Genomic DNA, 21,385 nt, shown 5'->3' with positions numbered 1-21,385 from the left:
TATTGTATTAATATTAAATTATCAATTTCGAAAAATTTTGTCAATGCTTTTAGTCCTGCTCTCCATCGTAAAACCATGTGACTTTTGCTTCTTTCCACAGGGTTTTGACATTCGCCTTTTCACCCAGATCTTCCATGGCGATCTGCCTTTTGATCTGATCTTTGACTTCTTCATAAGAGAAGGAGCGGCCATTTAATTTTTCTTTTAATTGTATGATGGCATAACCATTTTTGATCTCGATCGGCTCTTTCGTCCATTCATCTGGCTGAAGCTTTTGGGCTTCTTGTATGTATAGGGCTGGGATGCTTTCTTGTTCTTCTGTGACAAATCCAAGATCTCCGCCGTAAGGAGAGGTATATCGATCGGTGGATCGTTCAGCTGCTACAGCTTCGAAACTAGATCCGCCCTTTAAATCTTTTAATACACTTTGTGCCTCGTCTTTTGTTTTCACAACAATGTGTCGAATTCGGTATGAGTCATCATATTGATACAAGTCTTTGTTTTTTTCATAAAAGGATTTGGCTTCTTTTTCAGAAACGACCGCATCTCTCGTTAGAAGCTGTTCTAATAAAATTTGATAACGAATCTGCTCTTTCCATTCCTTTTCACTTGTATGACCGTCTTCGTAGAAATTATTAGATACCGCTTTCAGCATCAGCAGCTCACGATTGATCTCTTTTGAAGATACCTCCAGCTTGTTTTCTTTCGCAAGCTGATTGACTACCTTCTGATTGATCATTTGTTCAAGTGTTGCCTTTCCGTAGCGGTCTTCCATTTTCGTTAACCATTCTTGACGTGTGACTTTCTCTTTCCCAATAGAAGCAATTTCTTCACCGCTCTTCCCATTTGAAGAAGCCTGCGACATTTGTGATTTTGTTAATACATATGCAATGACAACGGCATTAATCATGAGCAGAACGAGGATAAATGTCCATACCACTCTTGCTTTCAGTCTCATCTTTCGTCTCCTTTCCATTCTAAAAAGAAAACCCGCTGCTTAGAGCTTAGCGGGTTATTTCTTCACGTAGCTCTTCTAGCTCTTCTTTTGTAAATACATACGTTTCGTTACAAAAATGGCATTGAGCTTCTGCTTGTCCGTCTTGTTCAATCATATCCTCAATTTCGGCTTTCCCTAGGCTGATAATACCGTTGGCAAACCGTTCTTTTGAGCAGTTACAAGAAAATTCGACAGGTACAGTTTCTAAAATTTGAGGTTTTTCACCGAGCACTTCTTCTAAAATTTCTTCAGGAGTCATCCCTTTTTCAATCAGTTTAGAGATTGGTTCAATGGTTGATAATCTCTTTTCGAGTCTTTCGATGACTGCATCTTCTGTTCCAGGCAGCAATTGAATGATGAAACCGCCTGCTGCAAGGATCGAGTTATCTGGATTGACAAGAACACCCACACCTACAGAGGATGGCACTTGTTCAGAGGAGACGAGGTAATAAGTAAAGTCATCTCCAATTTCACCTGAGACAATTTCTGTTTGCCCTGTAAAGTGGTCTTTCAGTCCGATATCTTTGACAACACTTAACGTTCCAGATGTTCCAACAGCACGTCTAACGTCCAGCTTCCCATGTTCATTTAAATCAAAGTGAACTTGTGGGTTTGAGACATATCCGCGCACCTGACCTTTTGCGTTTCCATCCGCAATGATGGCTCCGATCGGCCCACCGCCTTCAATTTTGACAGTTAATTTATTCTCGCCTTTCAGCATGGCTCCCATCATGACAGTCGCTGTCATGGTTCTGCCGATTGCAGCTGAAGCAGTTGGCCACGTATGGTGTCTTCTCTGCGCTTCGTTGATTGTATCTGTTGTGTTCGCAGCATACGCACGGACTTTCCCGTCATATGCTAACGCTTTAACTAAATAATCCATTTTGATTAAACCCTCCTATAATACACCGACACGATTGCGTTCATAAATTAATTGAAGTCCTTTTAATGTGAGGAACGGATCGACAATATCAATACAGTCTGATTCATTTCCAATCAATGTAGACAAACCGCCTGTTGCAATGACTTTCGGTGTTTGTTTGGCTTGCTGCTTCATCCGTTTCACTATGCCCTCGACTTGACCAACATATCCATAAAGGATGCCGGATTGCATCGCACTGATGGTATTTTTTCCAACAATGTGATCTGGACGGACAATTTCAATTCTCGGCAGTTTTGCCGCTCTTGTATATAAAGCCTCTGTTGAGATGGTAATACCAGGTGCAATCGCCCCACCCATGTATTGTTTCTGTTCATTGATATAGCAGTAGGTTGTGGCTGTTCCAAAGTCTACCACAATGAGAGGTGCCCCATACAGGTGAATGGCCGCCACTGCGTTCACAATTCGATCAGCGCCGACTTCCTTTGGATTGTCACACATAATGTTTAATCCAGTCTTCATGCCAGGCCCAACGATTTGAGGAGTAATGTGAAAATACTTTTCGCACATTCTTTCCAGAGCAAACATCATTGGCGGGACAACAGAAGAAATGATAATCCCTTCTATCTGGTCAAACATCAGCCCTACATAGTCAAATAAGGATCGGATTGCCATACCAAATTCATCTTCTGTTTTATGACGGCTTGTTTCAATCCGCCAATGGTAGTTCAAATCGCCATTATGATAAACACCTAAAACGGTATTTGTGTTTCCTACATCTATCACGAGTAACAACTTCATCACCACTTTGAATAGTGTCTCAAAAAGAGCATTTTTCGACTTTCTATCATACCATACACGAATTGAGTTCCATTTGTAAACAATTCGAAACCGATCCATTCATGAATCGAAATAAAAAAAGCTGCCGGTGAGCCCGACAGCTTTTTATAGAAGGAGATTAAATCTCCTCGTCTTCTTCTTTTTTCTTGATGTTCACTTTCACATCATCGTTTTTCTCTTCGTCATCTGCGTATACACGCTCTGGAAGCTTTCCAGTATCGTAAAGAGATTTAATTTGTTCAGCATCTAATGTTTCCACTTCTAGAAGAGCTTGTGCGATGATTTCTAGCTTATCTTTATTCTCAGTGAGAATTTGTTTCGCACGTTCGTAGCTTTCTTTGATGAAGCGCTGAACTTCTTGGTCAATTTCATAAGCGATCGCTTCACTATAATTCGGCTCGTTGTTGAAATCACGGCCAAGGAATACTTGACCTCCTTGTGCTTGACCGAATTGTAGAGGACCAAGTTTATCAGACATACCGAACTCTGTGACCATTCTTCTTGCAATGCCTGTTGCACGCTGGAAGTCGTTGTGAGCGCCTGTACTTACTTCACCAAACGTAATTTCCTCTGCAACACGACCGCCGAGCAAGCCGACGATTTTATCAAGAAGCTCTGGCTTCGTTTGGAAATAACGGTCTTCTCTTGGAAGCATGACCGCATATCCGCCTGCCTGACCACGAGGAACGATCGTTACTTTATGCACCATGTCAGCTTCGTCAAGGACAAGTCCAATGACGGTATGACCTGCTTCGTGGTACGCCACGATATTGCGTTCTTTCTTAGAAATGACACGGCTTTTCTTAGCCGGTCCAGCAATGACACGGTCAGTTGCTTCGTCGATATCACGCATATCAATTTTCTTTTTGTTTTGACGGGCAGCAACAAGTGCTGCTTCGTTTAGTAAGTTCTCAAGATCTGCCCCAGAGAACCCTGGTGTTCTGCTTGCAATGGCTTTCAAGTTGACTGTATCATCAAGCGGTTTGTTTTTCGCATGAACCTTCAGTACTTCTTCACGGCCAATGACATCTGGGCGGTCAACCGTAATTTGACGGTCAAAACGTCCCGGACGCAGCAATGCAGGATCTAGGATATCTGCACGGTTCGTTGCAGCAATGATAATAATCCCTTCGTTGGCACTAAAACCATCCATTTCAACAAGAAGCTGGTTAAGCGTTTGTTCACGCTCATCATGACCACCGCCAAGACCTGCTCCACGCTGACGACCCACTGCATCAATCTCATCAATAAAGATTAAGCAAGGTGCATTCTTTTTCGCATTTTCAAACAAATCACGTACACGTGATGCACCGACACCGACGAACATCTCGACGAAGTCAGAACCACTGATGCTGAAGAAAGGAACGCCTGCTTCTCCTGCAGATGCTCTCGCAAGCAATGTTTTACCTGTACCTGGAGGTCCTACTAGTAAAACCCCTTTAGGGATTCTTGCGCCAAGCTCCGCAAATTTACGTGGATCTTTTAAGAATTCAACCACTTCTACGAGCTCTTGTTTTTCTTCATCCGCACCGGCAACATCTTTAAATTTCACACGTTTCTTCTCTTCTGTGTAAAGCTTCGCCTTACTCTTACCAAAGTTCATGACACGGCTTCCACCGCCTTGAGCTTGGTTCAATAAGAAGAAGAACAGGATAAAGATGATGATGAATGGAATGATGGTTGTCAGAACTTGCAGCCATCCATTTGTTTCAGGTGCTGGTTCTACTTTTACATCTGTATTCTTCAGTGCACTGTAAATTTGGTCAACTCCTTGACCGTCTGGAACGTGGGTAATGAAGTATTCATCTTTCTTCGCGCCATCTAATTGACCACGAATTTCATAAACCCCTCTTACAGGCTGGATGGAGATACTCTCCACTTTTCCCGCACTTAAATTTTGCGAAAATTTGCTGTAAGACATGTTCTCAGGCTTTTGATTAGGGGATCCTAACCAACTGACAACCCCTATCACAAGTAATAAAATAAGTATATAAAAAATCGTATTACGAAAAACCCGATTCATTCCTTACCTCCTCCCACAGTAAGCACAACTATGTTCAATAGTATCATAGAAAATCATTCCAACACAACCAATAACCTCATGTAAACGTGTGCTCATTAGCCTTCGTAAACAGATGGTTTTAACACTCCAATATACGGGAGGTTTCGGTAACGTTCGGCAAAATCCAATCCATAGCCAACAACAAATGCATCTGGTACTTCAAACCCAACATAATCTGCTTTGATGTCTGCTTTGCGGCCGCTTGGTTTATCAAGCAATGTCACAATTTTAATGGAGTTTGCTTTACGGTATCGGAAAAGCTCTACCAGATAACTCAAAGTTAACCCACTGTCGATGATATCTTCCATAATTAGAATATCTCTTCCTTCAACAGAAGTATCTAGATCTTTGATGATCTTCACTTCTCCAGAAGATACGGTAGACTTTCCGTAGCTAGATACATCCATAAAATCAAGCTCTAAATATGTATCAATGTGTTTGATCAGGTCTGCCATGAATGGAAGAGCCCCTTTCAAAACACCAATAGCCAGGGGAAATTTACCATCATAATCGCTGGTTAATGTTGCACCCAGTTCTTTCACTTTTAGCTGGATCTCTTCTTCTGAGATCAAAATCTTTTCAATATCTTGTTTCATGCTTTTGCTTGCCCCCTACAAATTTTCGTGCTGTCTATATTGTAATACAATGAGATCGCTGTTTGTCATATCAATTTCTTCAAAAACGGATTTTTTCAGACCTGGGATCCAGATGATTTGATGATCCGAGTCAGTGACGATCGGCCAGCTGTCTCTTTCTGCAAGAGGCACTTTTTTATCAATAAATATATCTTTCACCTTTTTTGATCCATTCATCCCTTTAAGTTTGATTCGATCACCGTTTTTTCGTGAGCGAATGATCAAAGGAAGACGAACATGATCTTTTTGAAGCAAGAAAAAATGGTTTCCGTTCCGTGCATCCTTCGGAACATGATTTGATACCAAGATAGACTGTCCATTCGGGAGAAAGAGTTCCTCGCCAAGCTCACCTTTTAAATGATGAGTATATGACTGATCTATGACAAGCGATCGTTCAAAGGTAAACATACAGTGATCATAAGATTTGACAGCTTGTAAACCTTTTGGCAAATCTAATGATCCAGACGGTTGATCAGTATGAGATAACCAGTCCAAAGTCCCTAGAATATGCTGGTTTGAAAACGCTGATTGAGTGTTTTCATAAAGATAGTTTAATATTAGTTGAATGCCTCTTCTTTGTAAAGGCAAAGGCAGGTCAAGCAAAGGCTTCGTTTTGATCTCAATTTGCTTAGGCGTTTGATTCGTAATGACTTGATGCATTTGATCCTTTGTTAATGCCTGCAAGTACTGCTCATCCTCAGTCAGCATGTCACTTACAAACTGAAAGCTTTCATGCACATGAGGTGCCTCTTCTTTTAACACGGGAAGAACGTGTCTTCTGATCCGGTTTCTCAAGTAGTCATCGGTGTGATTGCTTTGATCAATGACATAAGGAACTTGTTCTTTTTCGCAAGCAGTGAGTACATCATCCTTAGAATATCCAATCAGCGGACGAATCAGCCACCCTTCTTGAAAAGGTCGCTTTGCTTGCATACCTGCGAGTCCTATTCCAACAGTTCCCCTTGTCAGCCTCATCACCATTGTTTCTACTTGATCGTCTCCATGATGTGCAAGCGCTATAAATTGAGCGTTGTACTGTTCCATCAATTGACGAAAGAAAGCATATCTGCACTCTCTTGCAGCTGCCTGTTTGTTTAAGCGGTTTTCTTTTGCATATTGGGTGACCTGTATACGAGCCGATTCAAAAAGGATCTCATGCTCTTTACAATACGCTTCAACAAATGCCAAATCAGCAAAGGATTCTTCTCCTCTGAACATGTGATCTACATGGGCTGCAATCAGCTGAAAGGAACCTTTTCGACGTTTGTTTAGTTCATGCAGCAAGAGCATAGAATCTGGTCCGCCAGAAACCCCGACAATGACTGTCGTATTTTCAAGGAAAACATCATGTTTTTTCAAAAAAGATTCAATTCTATTCACAACTTCCTCCTCACAAAGAGCAGGTAATTTAAAGATATACATATCCTATCACTTTCATTAGCTCCAAGCAAAGAAGAAGCCTGCTTTTTTACAGCTCTATAATAGGAATAAAACCACATACGCACAGTAAAGAGCGAGCACACTGCATAAGATGAGAATGGTTTCAAAAAGCCCGCCTGATTTTTTGCGTACTGATGTTCTTTTCGCAGCAGCAACTCTTGATCGTGAAGGTGCGGCCTGTTGATGTTGGGGAACAGCTGGCTTTTGCCTATTTTGCTGTGATGGCTTCTTCTGTCGTGATTTTCTTGAAGCAAGCAATTGTCCTTCTTTCAGCATCGCGCTTTTCATGTCTGACGCTGATTGATATTTGCCTTGGAGAGCCGCTTTTAACACCCTCTCATATCGCTTTAATAAAGGATGTCCTTCAATCGCTCGATAAAGCTGCTTTTCTGGTTCTGCCCCTTTTTTAAATTCTTTTTTATAGGCACAGTTCACCATGACCATACTTAAGGCAAATAAATCATAAGAAGGTTCTGCTTTTCTTGTACCGAAGCCCCAGTAGCCGCGGTCAAAAAACTCGGTGTATTCCTTAATCGCCCTTCCCGCCTTCGTTGTTCCTCCAACATCAATACATCGAATCGTAGCTGGGGGGCCTGAAACGATGAGATTATCAGGCTTCAAGTCACCGAAGATCCAGCCTTCCTTATGTAAGTGAGCAAGGTTAGACAACAGTTGAATCATGAGAACGACGATCCATTCATCGCCTTTTTGTTTCACAAATTCAAGTAGCAATGGCCCTCTGACATACTCCATGACATAAAACGACCGTTTCTCTGACATTCCAGGATAAAGAGCATCATCCATATCATAAAAAGAAGGCCCCATGGTTTTCACAGGAGCCTTTGAAAAGGATTTTAATACATTGACTTCAGATGCAATGAGCATACTGTCATCACTCACTTTAAGGGCCACTTGTCCCTTTGGCGATTCGGCCAGATAAACCACACCGTTCGCCCCTTTTCCCAGCTCTTTTACAATGCGGTAATGTTGGTGATGCCACTTTCCCTTTATCATCGTACCTAATGGGATGTTAGAAGCCGAATTCATCATGTTTTTCCTTCGCTTCAAGCAGCCCTTTTCGTGAACGAACTGATTTGAAATGCTGGAGTGCTTCTCGAATTGCTGGTCCTGTCGGTGTAATTCCTCCTGTTGTCAGCTTCGGGAAAATTGATGATAACGAATCGAACCGAGGCGTCCAGTTCAACACAATTTCTGCATCTGAGTTTTTCCCGGGAAATACACACATCCCAAACTGATTTTCACCAATTCTCGAATTTAGACTAATAGAGAGATCGATGAGTGCTTCTTTGACCGTTGGCAGCTTCGGTTTCATACTTGCACTCGTATCCACAAGCACAAGCACTTGAAGATGAACCGTCTCACCGAGCTCGTCCACAACTTCCATCACTTCTCCACGCTTATCTGGGGGGAGTTCTTCAATTTCAGTATCTTTGCCAAGAATTTGCTGCAATTCTTTATTCACAACACCTTGTAACGTTTGCGTCATCGCCTTTTTTGTAACCATTTGTACGGTTTGAGACAATTGCTGAACGTAGACAACCTGATGAATGCCTCCGCCTGCTAGAGCAATCCCCTCTACTTCTTTCATCGCTTCATGATCGTGTCTGTTCTCTTCCATAATGCCAATGACATTGACTGTGATCCCTTGCTCCTTTGCCAATGCGGCAATCGCAAGTGGGTCTTCCCCATGATTTGAGCAGCCATCTGTAATCAGTAAGATTTGGTTTACGTGACCTTTTCGCATCTTCATTCCTCCTGGGATTGTAACTGAATGCTTATATCCCCATCATCGCCAGAAGAAATTCATATTATACGATATTTCAAGAAATCTCTTGTTTCTGGAGATAGAATGTACCGGTCGGAATGGATGCCCATTTTGGTGTATTGTGGTCGAGCCTAATGACGACAACCGTCATATCGTCATCGATTTGACCTGCTCTTGTGCGAATGACCTCCTCCATTAATAAATCAGCAATCTCTTGCGGATCTTCTGTTTTAAAGCTCTTCATTTTTCGTTTGACCCACAAATCATGATTTTCGATATGCTTTGGTCCTTCAAAGATACCGTCGCTCATCATGATAAGGAGATCTCCTGCCTTCATCTGTTCACTCACCACTTCTACTTCAAATTCATCAATAATGCCAATAGGCAAGTTGCTGGCCTGTACCTTCATCACTTGATCACCACGTTTAATAAAACTTGGGGTGGAGCCAATCTTGAGGAACTTACAGCTCGCATCCTGTAAATCAATGATGGATAAGTCTAATGTGGAATAGATTTCATCTGTTGTCCGTAAAGATAAAATGCTATTAATTGTTTTAATCGCTACTTTTTCATCAATACCAGACGCCAAAATTTTTTCTAACAGCTTGATCGTTTCATTGCTTTCAAAATGGGCTCTTGCTCCATTTCCCATCCCATCACTAATAGCTGCGGCATATTTACCTGCACCCAGCTCCATCATGCTGTAGCTGTCTCCAGATACTAATCCTCCGCCTTTCGCTGCATGTGCTACACCTGTAGACACTCGATACGATTTTGCAGAACCGAATACAACATGACAATAACCTGTTGGATGCTCCGCACACTGCTCTGCTTTGACTAAAACTTGTTCTTCTAAAATATCCGAGAGCATTGGAGCGATGATTTTTTCGCATTCCCCATGACCTTGGCAATAGGGAATTCTCATCTCTATATCAACATTTCCCTGTTCTAAGCTATAAATTTCAACTTGCTGAATTTCAATTCCAAAGTTCTGAAGTGCTTCTATCATCTGCTCTTCCTGAATAAAATGCTGCTCTCTTTCTCGTTTTATTTCCCGGGAAAAATCCTCCATGACTTGTGAGACACCCATCAGTTGTTCGGCCACAAGGCGCCTGCTGTCTTGGACCTTTTTCTTTAAGGTCTGATTTGCTTTATAGTAAGCTATCTCCTCTTCAATCAATTCTTCTACATGCTTTGATTTTGAGCAGTGCTGACTGAATTTCTTTTTCAACTTCCGGTTATGCTCGTACGTTTTTTCATCAGATTCATGCATAACTTGTTTCATGAGTTCATAGGTTGTATCAAAGTTCTGCACCCAGCATTTATTTTTCTTATAGCACGTTTGACAGGAACGTTCTGTGATCGTACTTAAAAAAAGATCTACATCCTCTTCCTGCTTCTTTTCCTCAGGAATGGATTCGTAAAATGTCGCAAAACTCTCAGACAGCGCATGAAATACATTAGAGAATTGATCTACCTTTTTTGCTGTCACGTCTCGTACTTTTCTGGCATATTGCTGCTGTTCCTGTACATGCTCTACCGTACCAGGAATATATTTTGCCACCTTGGACGTTACTGACTGTGGTGTGAGCAAAAACAGTGCAACTGCGATGAGTGATTCATATAGCGTTGTCATTAGCCCTGCTGACCCTTCACCGTAGAGGGAGATTAGTAAAGAACCCACAATCAAGCCGATGGCGGCTCCTGCTTTTTTCCCCTCTTTTAGTAATCCGCCTAATAAGCCCGAAAAGGCAAGCAGACTCATCTGATAAAGGTTGCCAATGTTGGCGAGACCAAGAATTAATCCAGTTACAACACCCACGGTACAACCAATACTCGCTCCTCCAATAAAGGCAAAGCTCAGCACTACATATCGTGACAAAATATGCTCTGCCTGCATTCCTTGAAATGTGATCCCAGCCAGACCTGTTAAAACTGAAGCGATTAATATCATAAAGCAAATAATTTCTTCAACCTTTAAGGAGTGTTTGATTTTCCTGACTGTAAAAATCGGCAAACTTTGAAGAAAAATCAGTGTCAAAATGAAGGCAAGTCCAGCTTCAACCCCTGCCATCACATAGTCATAGCTTTGAACCGCACCCTGCTCGAGGTATACAAAAGCTCCCCTGGTTATCAGCATTGAGAGCACAATCACAACCGGTAATGTTTTCACCGGGTCTTTGATGATAAATGAAACGACCTTTGACATGAGGAGGAACACGATCAATGACGCAAACACGAATAATGCATTTTGAGGTGATATCGTCATCGCTCCAGCGAGTAAAGCAAGACAAGCAAGCATCGCTTTATCCCTTTTAATGAGCAGCATGGACCCAAAGAAAGGCAATGCAAACGGCATAATTTCAGATAAGATAAAGGCTCGTCCCAATAAAAAGCCCAGAACAACATAAATAAACCCTTTATAGAAAAAAAGAGAATGCGTATGATGAAGAAACAGGTTTTTCATCTTTTTTAACCCTGCACTGATTCTTTCAAACCCGGCTCCCGTTAAATCAGTTCTTCTTTCTAGTTTTTCCATCTTTTCATCCCCCACCTGATATTCGTTGCTTGTCATTATAGCGAAGGTGAAAAAGAAATTTTGTCAAAAGAAGTTGTCGTTTCCATAAAACGTTCGACGCTTTATTTGCCAAAGATGCATACTTTCTTGAAAGTCGATGTCTTTCATCAGAATTTTACGAAAGCACAAAAAAACAGCTTTCCTATAGAAAGCTGTTTTGAAGATGACCCGTACGGGATTCGAACCCGTGTTACCGCCGTGAAAGGGCGGTGTCTTAACCGCTTGACCAACGGGCCTTGCTTATCGTTCTTTTTAAAAGGATAGCGGCGGAGGGGATCGAACCCCCGACCTCACGGGTATGAACCGTACGCTCTAGCCAGCTGAGCTACACCGCCATAATGTAAAATGCGCTAAGAAGCACAAGAACTATAATACAAAGGATTCGCTTGTCCGTCAATAGAAAGTTTTAAATTAAATGGCAAATGCACAAAAAACGTTGAATTTGTATTAAAAAAAAGCACCCGCTAAACAGCAGATGCTTTGTTGTGAAAAATATATAGAAAGCAGCAACAAGTTAACCTCTTCTTGCTCCGCGCCCCCCACGTTTTGATTCCGTGTTACGTTTTAAAGATGTTAAGCGATCTTCGCTATCTTTTAAGAATTTGTTCATTTTTTGCTCAAACGATTCCTTCGGACGGAAATCATTTCTGCTCGGTCTTGATTGTTGTTGTTGAGGACGATCTTTTGCTTTTTTAATGGACAAGCCGATTTTACCGTCTTTTTCAACGTTAATCACTTTCACTTCAACTTGTTCACCGACTTTTAAATGCTCATTAATATCTTTTACATAGTTATCGGCTACCTCACTGATATGAACGAGACCAGTTGAACCGCCTGGCAACTCCACAAAAGCTCCAAAATTTGTAATGCCCGTAACTTTCCCTTGTAACTTGCTGCCAACTTCAATCGACATAAAAAAAGTGCTCCTCCTTAGACTTATAAAAAAATCTCATTTGTTCAATTATACATAAACTGAATTTTAAGTGTCAACAAGGCTAATCGCTCTTATTGCCCACATCAAAGATTTTTTCGCCTTTTTTAGACATATAATAGTCCCGTCGTGCCAGTTCGAGTACGTATTCTTTGCTTTTCAGCTTTTTGATTTCATCAGAAATATCTTCCTGCTTTGTTTGTAATTGCTTCAATTCTTTTTCAAGCGCAACCTTCTTCTCTTCTTTTTCTTTCAATGCAGACGATTGCGACCAGAGGGCACTTGTTACCAAAACAGCAAACATGAGCACAATGACTCCAAACACGGTAAGCCTTCTAAGGAGTCCCCGGCGTTTGCGTTTTAGGCGCTGCGCTTGCTGTTCCATTTGTTTTTGATAATCATTTTGAATTTGTGCGATATTTCTTTTTCTCTCGTTCAAGGATGAAGGCCTCCTCTCTTACTTTGTCCAGAATTGTTTCCATTTCGTTTTCATGGTACGAGATAATTTCTTGATCCCTTGTAAAATTCCTGCTCCTTTTGAGAAAAACAACCTCATTGATGTTCGCCATTTTTCGGGAATTCGATGAATAATGGTCACATTGAGTAACCAAATAAGCGGATAACAAACAATATACAGCACCTTCCACACGAGTCGAAACGCAAAACGAACAAGGCGTAAGAGCGAGTGGAACAAGAACAGAAGAACACTTATGATCAAACCGACGATCCAGCGAATGGGCTGGAAAACCATCGACATGATCAGCCTTTTCAGGAAGAGAACAGTCTGATAAATACACCTCATCACAAACTTGAGGATGTTCATATACAGCTGTTTCATCAATGCCTGGTACATCGAGAAACCTAAAGCAACAGCTAGAAAAATATAAAGTCTGAATTCTCCCTCATTGGTTAGCAGCAGGACATAAAAGAACAACAGACCCTGCACCACCCAAAAAAGGAGGTCGTGAATGACCAGCAGCCATTTTGCTGTTTTTTCCCGGTTCACAAACAGCTTGTACGTATCCAGCGATGCGCCCAGCCAGATGCCCATCGCCGCCATCGAAAGCATCGTATAAAACTGGACCGTCAGTGTCATTTAAACAGCTTGCTAAAAAATCCTTTAGCTTTCTCCCCGTGCTGCTCATCTACATAGATTAAGTCAAAGACACGCCCTTTAATGGACACAACGCCCTTTTCTACATCTAAGTTTTTCATTTGCAAATTTTCTCCGCGAATGGCAAGGACTCCCATGACAGTCTCAAGCAGAAATTCTTCATTATCAAAGCTCTCGACTTGTTTGACCCCAGTAATATCTAAATGCTTTCTGTTGCGCATTGTGACATGATGCTCGGCTTCTGATGACAACTTCGTGCCTTGAGGTTGATTATAATATTGATTCATTTATACATCCCCCATATCTCATACTTGCATTGTTACTGCATTGTATGTGACAGGCGGGACATTTAGAACAAGCCCTATTCTGCTGTTTTTTCTTCTTTTAGCACGGTATACATGCCAGCAGCTTCTTCTTTTTTCGTTGTGTCTTTTAACTCGTTGACTTGAACAGTCACAAGCTTTTGGCCAAAGCGAATTTGAAGCTCGTCCCCTTCTTTCACGTCAGAGCTGGCTTTCGCCTGCGTGCCATTAATGGAAATTCTTCCTTGATCAGCTACTTCTTTTGCCAATGTTCTTCTTTTTATTAAACGAGACACTTTTAAGAATTTATCTAGTCTCATGTAAGTTCACCTCTTTCTATGCGTTTGGCATCGTTCCACAGATCGTCCATTTCTTCTAGGGTCAAGTCCTCTAGTGAACGCCCTATGTCCTTTGCTTTTTGTTCAATATGCTGAAAGCGCCGCATGAATTTTGTGTTTGCAGAAGAGAGGGCGGTTTCAGGCTCTAGATGATAAAATCTACCAATGTTGACGAGAACAAACAAAAGATCCCCAAATTCATCCTTCATCTGCTTTGTTGCACCTTCATCCGTCTTATCTGCCACTTCCACAAGGAATTCCTGCTTTTCTTCTTCGTATTTGTTCCAAATATCCTCTACTTCTGTCCAGTCGAAGCCCACTTTTGCTGCTTTCTTTTGGAGCTTATAGGCTTTTGTTAAAGCTGGAAGAGTCGTTGGAATGGATTGCAAAATAGAAGCTGCACGCTCCGGTTTTTCCTGCTGCTTGATTTTTTCCCAGTTGGCGACGACATCTGATGCTTCAGACACATCCGTATCACCAAACACATGCGGATGTCGTCGAATCATTTTTTCTGTGACATGCTGGATGACGTCATCCATTGAGAAATAACCATCATCTTCACCAATTTGGGCATGGAGTAAAACTTGCAGCAGTACATCTCCGAGTTCTTCAACCATATGATCTGGATCGTCTTCATCTATGGCTTCCAGCAGCTCATAACATTCTTCAATTAAATATGGTTTGAGCGACTCATTCGTTTGTTTTTGATCCCAAGGACAGCCGCCAGGACCTCTTAATGTACGAATGACTTCACGGAAAGTGTCAAATTGTTGATAGAGTAGCTTTTCATCTTGGATTGGAGGCACATAAACACTCGTTAAGTTATTTATCGACACATCTCGATCAAGTTCAAATAAAGGAACACCTGTAATCTGTTCCTGACTGCTTCCAGCTGCCGTTACGATAAAGACTTCATAATCGTCAGGTAGCTTTTCCATGAGGGTCAGCTTCACATTCGAGGCTGTCATCTGATCATATACTTGACAGATCAGCACATGCTGGGTCAACTTTAGATCATCCGCTCTCATATCCCCTGCGTCAACGAATTGCAGCCCTTCAATTGGGTCAATCTGTAAGGAATTAAACGTCGCATCCAAAAAGCTTTGTCCACCAGCCACGTACACCTCAACCCCGCGCTCCTTCTGTTGTGAAACAAGAAGCTGCACTGTCTTTTCCGCTACAAACGGGTGACCTGGTACTGCATACACAATGTCTTTCTCCTCAGCCTCTCGGAAGAGAATGTCTGTGATTTCCTCATACACTGCATCAAACTGATCATGCTTTTCATAAATCTCATCAAAAAAGGTCAGAGACGGGACCTCCTGCATCAATTCTGCGGTGAGTGGATGATCCTGCGTTCTCATGTATACTTCTTTCGCCTGCTTCAGCTGCTTATATACACCGAGCGTCAGCTGATCCATGTCGCCTGCCCCAAGACCAACGACTGTAATCTTACCTGCCATTTCGATTCCCTCTCATCTGTTTAAAATATAAAATCTTTTCTCCTAATGGAATGAGTCTCCATTCCTCTTCCGTAAATACGTCTAGCTTAAGAATACTATATAAAAAGGCGAAACCACCAATAAAAACTGAAGTCAGGCTCTCTAAAACAGAAAACGGACGTTTCTCAAAGGGAATGACCCAAGAAAACAATGCCTGATATCCAATTAAAACGACAGCCATAAATGCTGCTGATAAAAGAATTTTCACTGGGAATAGCTCTCTTATTGAAATCCACCCTTTATGCTTCAAATACACCGCATTGAGCGCAGCGGCGGCGAGAAACCCACAAACAGTCGACCAAGCAGCTCCATAAATGCCGAATAACGGGACAAGAGCCAGCGTCAGCCCCCATTTCACCAGTACACTGATCAGGACCACAACAGCCGGGTACACGGTATGTCCGAGACCCTGAAGCAAAGCGGTTTGCGTAATCGCCATTGATGTAAAGGCAATGGATATGCAAAATATTTGCAGCGCATCTGTCCCTAAGTCATTACGAAAAAGCATAATGTTTACAGACGATAAAATACATATAAGCCCGACAGCTGAACCAATCCCCAGCACCGATGTTGCCTTAAACGATGTACGTACTTTTTCACGAATTGCTTCATGCTGCCCTTTTCTTAAGGCCGACGACAAAAACGGAACAAGAGACGTCCCGATACTAATTGCAAACACCGTCCCGAGCTGCAAGAACGGCTGACCTCGGTCATACACGCCTTTTGCCGCCTTTGCAGCTGCTTCACTCAGTCCCTCACTGCGCAGTAGCGCATACAAGTGAAAAGCATCGATCATTTGCATCCATAGGATCAGCAATCCACTCACACAAATCGTCAATGTATACAGCACCAAACTCTTCAGCACATCTTTTTTCCGCAGTGTAGCCTGTTTTAATGTCTTGCTCGCTGACGACCGCTTCCGATAGGTCAGCCAAAGGAAAAGAAGCAAAATGAGTGAAGCCGCACTTCCAGCTATAGAAGAGAACACCGCACCCGCTCCTGTTTCATAAAGCGAATAGCCATGTCTCACAAAATAGAAAGATAAAACAAGCAGGACGCCTACTCTGATGAGCTGCTCAGCCAATTGAGAGACCGCAGTGGGGAGCATCAGCCCATCACTCTGAAAAACACCCCTCAGCATCACGGTAAGCGGCAGAAACAAAAACACAAACGAACTCATCTGGATGAGCAACATTAATTGACTGTCCGCCATGAGATTCGCAATTGTGCCTGCTCCTATGTATAAACAAAGAAATAAGACCGAGCTCAGCAAAGTGATATACACCAAGGATACCTTTGTAATGATTCGGCGATTCTCCTCACCATGCTCGCTCAGGAGCTTGGACACCATCACAGGAAAACCAGTGGTGCCGAGCATGATCGCAATGCCAAGAAAGGGATAGACCTGCTGATAAATATAAAAACCTGTGTCTCCTACGATATTTTGAAAAGGGACACGATATACGGCACTCAGTACCTTTGATAACAAGCCTGCGATGGTTAAAATCACCGCACCTTGGAAAAGCCAATGCGGCTGATTTACAGCATTTTTCATGGATGACTCCTTTATGTTCAATCAAAAAATATACCTGCATTTAAACGCACTCATTATATCATACGTGACTGGCAAGCCGTTTCTTTCTAAGGAGTAGACGATACATTCATTGTTTTGTTTCATCCCATATAAAAAACGCCGACAAAATCAGATGATTTCATCGGCATTCTTTCGTTTTATCAAAATGATATAGATTTATTAGACCTAATGTTCCATTTGACGGGCTAAGAAGCCAGCTGCCGTTTCTGCCGCTTTATGCTCCACTTCTCCCATTGAACGCTCTTTAGAAAATAAGACGACGGCGCCAATTGGATCTCCGTTTGCAACAATAGGTGCAATGGTATAAGCTGATACATCATCATCAATACCATCCACAAGCTGAATTTCTTTCTTGCTGTCCTCTAATACAGAATTACGCTGATCCATTGTTCGTTCAAGTAAATCACTAATGGATTTGTTTAAATACTCTTTTTTTGAACTACCGGATACAGCAATATACGTATCACGATCACAGATGAGGATAGAATGACCCAAACTGTCGAATAATGCATCAGCATATTCCTTCGCAAAGTCTCCTAGCTCACTAATCGGTGAATACTTCTTCAAAATGACTTCTCCATCGCGGTCGACAAAAATCTCAAGTGGATCTCCTTCCCGGATGCGCAATGTTCTGCGAATCTCCTTCGGTATAACCACTCTACCTAGATCATCGATGCGGCGTACAATTCCAGTTGCTTTCATTCACTGCTGCCTCTCTTTCGTTTGATGATGTGTTGGGTGAATGGAACAAAAGCGTCCACTTTATGCAACATTCACCACTTGACCCTGAGATTAGTATCCGTCACATCAAACGTAATATACACGAGAGACCAACAAAATTTTATGAAGATGGAATGGTTTCTTTTTTCACATCTTGAAGACCTCGAAGCATACGAAGAATGACTTCAAGCCACTCCTCCGTTTTCTTGCCTTTTGTTTGGACAGAAATAATCAGCTTGCTGCCTTCCATGCCAAGACCGATATCACGTCCATATTGACTGCCAAGCTCAAATAATTTTTGACCATCGATGTCGCTGCTTGCTTTTTCATCGAGAGTGAGTCTAACAATGCCTTTCTCCATCTTGATCAACTCGACACGTTCCTGCACAGCGTACACCTTCATCGTCGCAATCGTGAACAAATCAGCCACTTCTTGCGGATATTCTCCGAATCGGTCAATCATTTCATCTTGAAGCTCTTTCCGCTCTTCTATAGATCCAATCGCTCTAAACTGTTTATACATCTCGATCTTTTGTTTGCCGTCAGAAATATAGCTATCTGGAATGTAGGCATCAATTTGGAGATCAATTTCCGGCTCAAATTTTTCTTGAGCAGTCGTATCGCCTCTTCTTTCTTCAATGGCTTCTTTCAGCATTTGAGAGTAAAGGTCGAATCCAACAGAATCAATAAATCCATGTTGCTGTGCACCAAGTAAGTTCCCTGCTCCTCGAATCGTTAAGTCACGCATCGCAATCTTAAAGCCTGACCCGAGCTCGGTGAATTCTTTAATAGCTTGAAGTCTTTTCTCTGCTACTTCAGAAAGAACTTTATCTTTTCGATAAGTGAAATAAGCATAGGCCACACGATTCGAGCGCCCAACTCGTCCTCTTAACTGGTACAGCTGCGAAAGCCCCATTTTATCAGCATCGTGAACAATGAGCGTGTTCACATTTGGAATGTCTACGCCCGTTTCGATAATGGTTGTACTGACGAGTACATCCGATTCACCTTCTAGGAAATTAATCATCACGGATTCCAGCTCGTTCTCACTCATTTTCCCATGTGCGTAGCTTACTTTTGCGTCTGGAACAAGCATCGAGATTTCATCTGCTTTTCGTTCAATATCCTCCACTCGGTTATAAAGGAAGTACACTTGACCGCCTCTTGCCAATTCTCGCTCAATAGCTTCTCTAACTAACGCACCATTGTACTCGACAACATAGGTTTGAACTGGGAAACGGTTCTCAGGTGGCGTTTCAATAACAGATAAGTCACGTACGCCAAGCATCGACATATGAAGCGTACGAGGAATTGGCGTTGCCGTTAACGTCAGCACATCAATATTGGCTTTCATTTGCTTAATTTTCTCTTTATGCGTCACACCAAAGCGCTGCTCTTCATCGATAATTAACAGTCCTAAATCCTTGTACACAATGTCTTTTGAAAGAAGACGATGCGTCCCAATGACCATATCAATGGTTCCGTTTTTCAGCCCTTTTAAGGTTTCTGTTGTTTCTTTTCGTGTACGGAAGCGGCTAAGCTGAGCGATTTTAACAGGATAGTCTTGGAATCTGTCCATAATCGTGTCAAAATGCTGCTGCGCTAAGATCGTTGTTGGTACAAGCAGTGCCACCTGCTTCCCGTCAGCAATAGCTTTGAAGGCCGCTCGAATCGCCACCTCTGTTTTTCCATAGCCCACATCTCCACAAAGCAGACGATCCATCGGGCGCTCCCGCTCCATGTCTTGCTTGATTTCATGAATCGAGCGAATTTGATCATCTGTTTCTTGGTAAGGGAATGCAGATTCAAACTGGCGCTGCATCTCATGGTCAGGCGAGAAGGCATACCCTTTGCTTGCTTCACGTTCTGCGTACAGCTTAATCAGATCATCTGCAATGTCCTGCACAGATGATTCTACTTTTTTCTTCACGCGTTTCCAGTCGCTGCCGCCTAGTTTGTATAGCTTTGGTTCTTTTCCTTCTGACCCTACATACTTCTGCACCTGATCAATTTGTTCAACAGGGACATAAAGCTTGTCGCTTCCTTGATAATGAATATTTAAATAATCTTTATGAATGCCGCCAATTTCAAGCGTTTCAATTCCTAAATACTTACCGATCCCGTGGTTAATGTGCACCACGTAATCGCCCACTTGCAGCTCTGAATAGCTTTTGATTCGCTCTGCGTTCGTCAGCTTTTGCTTACGTGCCTGCTTCTTCACACGTTTCTTGAAAAGTTCACCCTCTGTAATGACAGCAATTTTGGATAAAGGCAGTTCAAAACCGGTTTGCAGCTCACCTTGTAAAATATATACTTGCCCGCTGACAAGCTCAGCATCAGGTTTAGCAAGAGCTGCTTCAATGTCATAATCATGCAAGACAGATGACAGCTTCTCTGTCCGCTCTTCATCCGCACCTAAAAAGACTACCGTATAATTCTGCTTTTTGTAGCGTTCAATTTCACTTGCAAGCACATTCATCTGCCCGTGGAAATTCTGCATTTGCTTACTAGATACATTGACGATATTTTGCGGATTGGTCTGCTGAACATGTCTCAAAAATAAGGAATAGTACAGAATCGATCTCGATTGCTGATTGAACAGCTCTTGAAATGGGAAGGAAAGGGCTAGATCATGCAGGATATTCCCTTCTTCGAGCAGACTAATTGTCCAATCTGCTTCTTCCTGTTCAAGCTGTTCTTCCATCTCCTGAATTCTGCTGATTTCATCTAGAATGATTATCGTATCCTGCGATGTATAATCTAGCAAACTAGCAGGCTTTTCATAGAAATAGGACAGATACTTCGTCATTTCTTGTGTCACAATACCTTCTAGCAGCTGCTCACGATCAGCAGAAATATTCTGATGGAGCAGTTCTTTTTGTTTATCCGAGTTGAATTTCTTTAAGCTGCTGGCAAGACCTTCGTCAAGCTGTTCAATCGCTCTCACTCGTTCAGGCCCTCTTACAATCAGCTCTTTCGCCGGGCCAATCTTGATTTCTTGAAGTGTTTCCAATGAACGCTGCGTGTCAGAGTGGAAGGACCGAATAGAATCCACTTCTGTATCAAACAGCTCAATACGGATCGGGTGGTCTTCCGTTAACGCATAAATGTCAATGATGCCTCCGCGCACACTAAAGTCTCCGGGCGCAGCGACCATGGACGTCCGGTCATAACCGATTTGCACGAGTTGTTTTGAAAACGCCTCCAAATCAATTTCTTCACCAACCTTTAAATGGATCTGACTCTCCTTCCAGAGCTCAACAGGCGGAAGCATTCTACGCACTGCAGCTGCTGGGGTCACGACAATCGGATTTTCTCCATTCGCGAGACGATTCAATACATCAAGACGCTGCGCTCTAAGCTCAGGGCTTGCCACAGCAATTTCAGATGCAATGAGTTCATTGACAGGATAAAGAAGGACCGAGCGATCTGGCATCACACTTGCTAGATCATCTGTGACCTTCTGCGCTTGATATAAGTTGTGTGTCACAATAAACATCGGCCGCTTTAATTCGTCTGATATGGCGGCTGTAAATAAAGATCTGACGGAGCCTGATAGTCCGGCGAGCAGTTGTTCTTTTAAACCTTCCTTTAGCCCATTGAAAATGGACTGAAAATCATCACTTTGTTTGATAAATGATTGTATATTTTTCATTTGGCTCCTCC

Annotated in this window: 17 protein-coding genes, 2 tRNA genes and 1 pseudogene; all 20 read right to left on the bottom strand. The window is 42.3% G+C overall.

Annotated features, from left to right (window positions below):
- Nucleotides 1-49 precede the first annotated feature (49 nt).
- The gene (locus KVT11_RS19335; RefSeq protein ID WP_099496232.1) at nucleotides 50-958 is read right to left on the bottom strand and encodes a peptidyl-prolyl cis-trans isomerase; all 909 of its coding nucleotides are present in this window, start codon (nucleotides 956-958) and stop codon (nucleotides 50-52) included.
- A gap of 46 nt (nucleotides 959-1,004) precedes the next feature.
- A complete protein-coding gene (gene hslO, locus KVT11_RS19330) occupies nucleotides 1,005-1,880 on the bottom strand; it encodes an Hsp33 family molecular chaperone HslO (protein ID WP_007496169.1) in 876 nt (291 codons plus the stop codon).
- Between the two features lie 15 nt (nucleotides 1,881-1,895).
- Nucleotides 1,896-2,672: a type III pantothenate kinase gene (locus KVT11_RS19325; RefSeq protein ID WP_008341820.1), complete on the bottom strand. Its 777-nt coding sequence runs from the start codon at nucleotides 2,670-2,672 to the stop codon at nucleotides 1,896-1,898.
- A 163-nt stretch (nucleotides 2,673-2,835) separates the two neighbouring features.
- Nucleotides 2,836-4,740 carry an ATP-dependent zinc metalloprotease FtsH gene (gene ftsH, locus KVT11_RS19320; RefSeq protein ID WP_007496173.1) on the bottom strand — a complete coding sequence of 635 codons (1,905 nt, stop codon included), beginning with the start codon at nucleotides 4,738-4,740 and terminating at the stop codon, nucleotides 2,836-2,838.
- A gap of 95 nt (nucleotides 4,741-4,835) precedes the next feature.
- Entirely contained in the window at nucleotides 4,836-5,375 is a 540-nt protein-coding gene (gene hpt / locus KVT11_RS19315) for a hypoxanthine phosphoribosyltransferase (RefSeq protein ID WP_007496175.1), read from the bottom strand.
- A pseudogene (tilS, locus tag KVT11_RS19310) lies at nucleotides 5,372-6,794 on the bottom strand (tRNA lysidine(34) synthetase TilS). Before tilS ends, hpt begins: the two are co-directional and overlap by 4 nt.
- A 96-nt stretch (nucleotides 6,795-6,890) precedes the next feature.
- Complete coding sequence (locus KVT11_RS19305; RefSeq protein ID WP_080628715.1) at nucleotides 6,891-7,901, bottom strand: protein kinase domain-containing protein; 1,011 nt, start codon at nucleotides 7,899-7,901, stop codon at nucleotides 6,891-6,893.
- Nucleotides 7,885-8,619, bottom strand: a complete 735-nt coding sequence (locus KVT11_RS19300; RefSeq protein WP_057078742.1) for a vWA domain-containing protein — start codon at nucleotides 8,617-8,619, stop codon at nucleotides 7,885-7,887. Before KVT11_RS19300 ends, KVT11_RS19305 begins: the two co-directional genes overlap by 17 nt.
- A 76-nt stretch (nucleotides 8,620-8,695) precedes the next feature.
- Nucleotides 8,696-11,179 carry a stage II sporulation protein E gene (gene spoIIE, locus KVT11_RS19295; RefSeq protein WP_099496231.1) on the bottom strand — a complete coding sequence of 828 codons (2,484 nt, stop codon included), beginning with the start codon at nucleotides 11,177-11,179 and terminating at the stop codon, nucleotides 8,696-8,698.
- 203 nt (nucleotides 11,180-11,382) lie between these two features.
- Nucleotides 11,383-11,454: transfer RNA gene (locus KVT11_RS19290), tRNA-Glu, on the bottom strand.
- A gap of 25 nt (nucleotides 11,455-11,479) precedes the next feature.
- A tRNA-Met gene (locus KVT11_RS19285) sits at nucleotides 11,480-11,553 on the bottom strand.
- Nucleotides 11,554-11,732: 179 nt separating this feature from the next.
- Nucleotides 11,733-12,131 carry a S1 domain-containing RNA-binding protein gene (locus KVT11_RS19280; RefSeq protein ID WP_003217901.1) on the bottom strand — a complete coding sequence of 133 codons (399 nt, stop codon included), beginning with the start codon at nucleotides 12,129-12,131 and terminating at the stop codon, nucleotides 11,733-11,735.
- 82 nt (nucleotides 12,132-12,213) lie between these two features.
- Nucleotides 12,214-12,588, bottom strand: coding sequence for an FtsB family cell division protein (locus KVT11_RS19275; RefSeq protein WP_007496186.1), 375 nt, complete (start codon nucleotides 12,586-12,588; stop codon nucleotides 12,214-12,216).
- Nucleotides 12,589-12,606: 18 nt separating this feature from the next.
- The gene (yabQ, locus tag KVT11_RS19270) at nucleotides 12,607-13,245 is read right to left on the bottom strand and encodes a spore cortex biosynthesis protein YabQ (RefSeq protein WP_060780672.1); all 639 of its coding nucleotides are present in this window, start codon (nucleotides 13,243-13,245) and stop codon (nucleotides 12,607-12,609) included.
- Entirely contained in the window at nucleotides 13,242-13,550 is a 309-nt protein-coding gene (yabP, locus tag KVT11_RS19265) for a sporulation protein YabP (protein WP_007496190.1), read from the bottom strand. Before yabP ends, yabQ begins: the two co-directional genes overlap by 4 nt.
- Before the next feature lie 74 nt (nucleotides 13,551-13,624).
- A complete protein-coding gene (locus KVT11_RS19260) occupies nucleotides 13,625-13,885 on the bottom strand; it encodes an RNA-binding S4 domain-containing protein (RefSeq protein WP_008341839.1) in 261 nt (86 codons plus the stop codon).
- On the bottom strand, nucleotides 13,882-15,366 hold the full coding sequence (gene yabN, locus KVT11_RS19255; RefSeq protein WP_210552284.1) for a bifunctional methyltransferase/pyrophosphohydrolase YabN: 1,485 nt from the start codon (nucleotides 15,364-15,366) through the stop codon (nucleotides 13,882-13,884). Before yabN ends, KVT11_RS19260 begins: the two co-directional genes overlap by 4 nt.
- The gene (locus tag KVT11_RS19250; RefSeq protein WP_210552283.1) at nucleotides 15,356-16,960 is read right to left on the bottom strand and encodes a putative polysaccharide biosynthesis protein; all 1,605 of its coding nucleotides are present in this window, start codon (nucleotides 16,958-16,960) and stop codon (nucleotides 15,356-15,358) included. Before KVT11_RS19250 ends, yabN begins: the two co-directional genes overlap by 11 nt.
- Nucleotides 16,961-17,164: 204 nt before the next feature.
- The gene (spoVT, locus tag KVT11_RS19245) at nucleotides 17,165-17,701 is read right to left on the bottom strand and encodes a stage V sporulation protein T (protein WP_007496196.1); all 537 of its coding nucleotides are present in this window, start codon (nucleotides 17,699-17,701) and stop codon (nucleotides 17,165-17,167) included.
- A 139-nt stretch (nucleotides 17,702-17,840) separates the two neighbouring features.
- Nucleotides 17,841-21,374, bottom strand: coding sequence for a transcription-repair coupling factor (gene mfd / locus KVT11_RS19240; RefSeq protein ID WP_210552282.1), 3,534 nt, complete (start codon nucleotides 21,372-21,374; stop codon nucleotides 17,841-17,843).
- Nucleotides 21,375-21,385 lie beyond the last annotated feature (11 nt).

This window comes from Bacillus sp. GbtcB10, from assembly GCF_019091365.1.
GTDB lineage: Bacteria > Bacillota > Bacilli > Bacillales > Bacillaceae > Bacillus > Bacillus altitudinis.
Note: the sequence above shows the minus strand (reverse complement) of the source record. Positions and strands in the feature narration are given on the sequence as shown.